This is a genomic window from Sphingomonas sp. PAMC 26605 (assembly GCF_000241485.1).
GTDB lineage: Bacteria > Pseudomonadota > Alphaproteobacteria > Sphingomonadales > Sphingomonadaceae > Sphingomonas.
This window is the reverse complement of sequence record NZ_JH584254.1, coordinates 1-2,512: the sequence shown is the minus strand read 5'-3', so window position 1 is coordinate 2,512 and position 2,512 is coordinate 1. Positions and strand designations below refer to the sequence as shown.

Annotated in this window: 3 protein-coding genes; 2 read left to right on the top strand and 1 reads right to left on the bottom strand. The window is 63.5% G+C overall.

What is annotated here, in order from left to right; translation table 11 throughout:
* Positions 1-139: 139 nt before the first annotated feature.
* Both tnpB and tnpC read left to right on the top strand, forming a co-directional pair.
* The gene (tnpB, locus tag RH90_RS21860) at positions 140-487 is read left to right on the top strand and encodes an IS66 family insertion sequence element accessory protein TnpB (RefSeq protein WP_010189263.1); all 348 of its coding nucleotides are present in this window, start codon (positions 140-142) and stop codon (positions 485-487) included.
* A gap of 56 nt (positions 488-543) precedes the next feature.
* A complete protein-coding gene (gene tnpC / locus RH90_RS21855; protein WP_029625604.1) occupies positions 544-2,187 on the top strand; it encodes an IS66 family transposase in 1,644 nt (547 codons plus the stop codon).
* Here tnpC and RH90_RS21850 read toward each other — a convergent pair.
* The gene (locus tag RH90_RS21850) at positions 2,166-2,441 is read right to left on the bottom strand and encodes a DUF6429 family protein (protein ID WP_010189259.1); all 276 of its coding nucleotides are present in this window, start codon (positions 2,439-2,441) and stop codon (positions 2,166-2,168) included. The two genes, tnpC and RH90_RS21850, sit on opposite strands and share 22 nt — an antisense overlap.
* Positions 2,442-2,512: the final 71 nt, after the last annotated feature.

The following is a 2,512-nucleotide window of genomic DNA, read 5'->3' as shown; positions in this document are numbered from 1 at the left end:
TCCCGGTTGTGGTGACGGGGCATTCGAGCGAGCCAGTTGCTACGCCGGTTATCGTCATCGAGGTCCAGGACGCGACGGTGCGCATCATGCCGGATGCGCCCGCCGCGCTGATAAACGCGGCACTGCGAGCGCTGCGGCGATGATACCTGTTCCCAGCGACGTACGGATCTGGATCGCCCTTGGTCGCACCGACATGCGAAAAGGCATGCGCGGCCTCGCGCTCCAGGTGCAGCAAACGCTAAAACGAGATCCGCATGTCGGCGACATCTACGTGTTTCGTGGTCGCGCGGGCTCGCTGGTGAAGATCCTCTGGCATGACGGTACGGGCATGTCGCTCTACGCAAAACGGCTTGAGCAGGGACGCTTCGTCTGGCCGTCGGCAAGTGACGGCGTCGTTGCCATCACGGCGTCGGCAATGGCCTGTCTGCTCGAAGGGATCGACTGGCGAAACCCGCAGAAAAGCTGGCGTCCAACCATGGTCGGATGACCTTTCCGGCAACGAAAGAGCTTCGGAAAACCGGGAGATTCTGGTAACATCCAGACGTGACTGGGGAGCCTTCAGACCAGCTCCGGGAAGAGCTTGCGCGGGCCAGGCAAGTGGCCGCCGCTGCTGTGGCACGTGCGCTGGAAGTCGAGGCCGAACTGGCCAACATCCGCGCCGAAAACTCTGATCTACTCGCACGTAATGCCCTGCTGGAGTTGCAAGCCGAGAAGATGCGGCGCGCCATGTATGGTGCGCGATCCGAACGCAGTGAGCGCCTCATCGACCAGATGGAACTCGCCTTCGTCGAGCTCGAAGAAACCGCTGCGGAGGACGAGCGCCTGGCGCAGATCGCTGCGGCCAGGACTACGACGGTGCAGGGCTTCGTGCGCAAGCGCACGCCACGCAGCTTTCCCGACCATCTGCCCCGTGAGCGCGTCATCGTTGCGGCGCCTGAGCATTGCCCTTGCTGCGGTTCGGATGATCTCTCCAAGCTTGGCGAGGACGTCACCAGCACCTTGGAGAAGGTGCCTGCGCGCATGAAGGTCATCGAGACGGTGCGCGAGCGGTTCTCCTGCCGGAACTGCGAGACCATCACACAACCGCCGGCACCGTTCCATGTCACGCCGCGCGGCATGTTCGGGCCTCACCTGCTCGCGTCCATCCTCTTCGACAAATATGGTATGCACCAGCCGCTGAACCGGCAGCGCGACCGCTATGCGCGTGAAGGCGTCGAGATTGCACTGTCGACCATGGCTGATCAGGTCGGCGCCGCGATGGTGGCGCTCAAGCCGCTTCACATGATCATCGAGGCGCATGGCTTAGCTGCCGAACGGCTCCACGGCGACGACACGACGATACCGGTGCAGGCCAAAGGCAAAACTGACACCGGCCGGATCTGGGGATATGTTCGCGACGACGCGCCCTTCGGCGGGGGCGCGCCGCCGGTCGCACTGTTTTATTACTCGCGTGACCGCGAAGGACGGCATCCGCAGTCCCATCTGGCCAATTACAGCGGCATCCTCCAGGCGGATGCCTATGCGGGCTACAATGAGCTGTTCAAGCCTGGGCGAAAGCCTGGACCGCTCACCCGCGCTTTGTGCTGGGCTCATGCTCGCCGTTACTTCTTCGAGCTGGCGGACATCGCCGCGCTGACCAAGCGGCGTGGCAAGAAACGCGTGGTGATCTCGCCGCTGGCACTTGAGGCCGTGCAGCGCATCGATCGGATCTTCGACATCGAGCGCGCCATCAACGGGCGGTCGCAGGCCGACCGCTTTGCCGTCCGCCAGGAGTTGGCGGCGCCGGCAGTCGCCGAACTCGAAACGTGGATGCGCGACAAGCGCGCTGCCCTGTCGCGCCACGATGACGTCGGCAAGGTGATGGACTATATGCTCAAGGACTGGGGCGCCTTTGCCGCGTTCCTTGACGACGGCCGGATCTGTCTCACCAACAATGCCGCGGAACGAGCGCTCAGAGGTATCGCGCTCGGGCGGAAGTCATGGCTGTTCGTCGGCTCCGACCGCGGCGGTGAGCGCGCCGCCTTCATGTACACGTTGATCGGCACCGCCAAGCTCAACGATGTCGACCCGCTCGCCTGGCTCGCCGATGCGCTTGGTCAGATCGCGGACATCCCGCAGGCCAGGCTCCACGAACTCCTCCCTTGGAATTGGACGCCGGCCGCCGCTCAGCTTCCTGTCGCAGCCTGATCGACCCGCTTGGCAAAGAGGCGGTGGTAGGCCTCCTCGCACCGCCGATGACATTCGTCCGTAAGCACTACCGACTTCGCCTTGCCGACCGGATCGAGAATGAGATCCTTCTCATGCAACCGCCCCAGCGCGGCCCAATCAAACGACTTCCAGGCACGCCAAGGCTCCCAATCCCGCCCCTTGTGCAGCGTCAGAAACATCAGCGCGAGCACCGCATCGTCGATCAGCTCGACGTCAATCTCAGGCTCAGACATCTGCCAGCTCCCTTCTGAGGAGTCCATATCACAATTGAGACGCTACGCCGCGGCCTACGTCGGACGGTTAC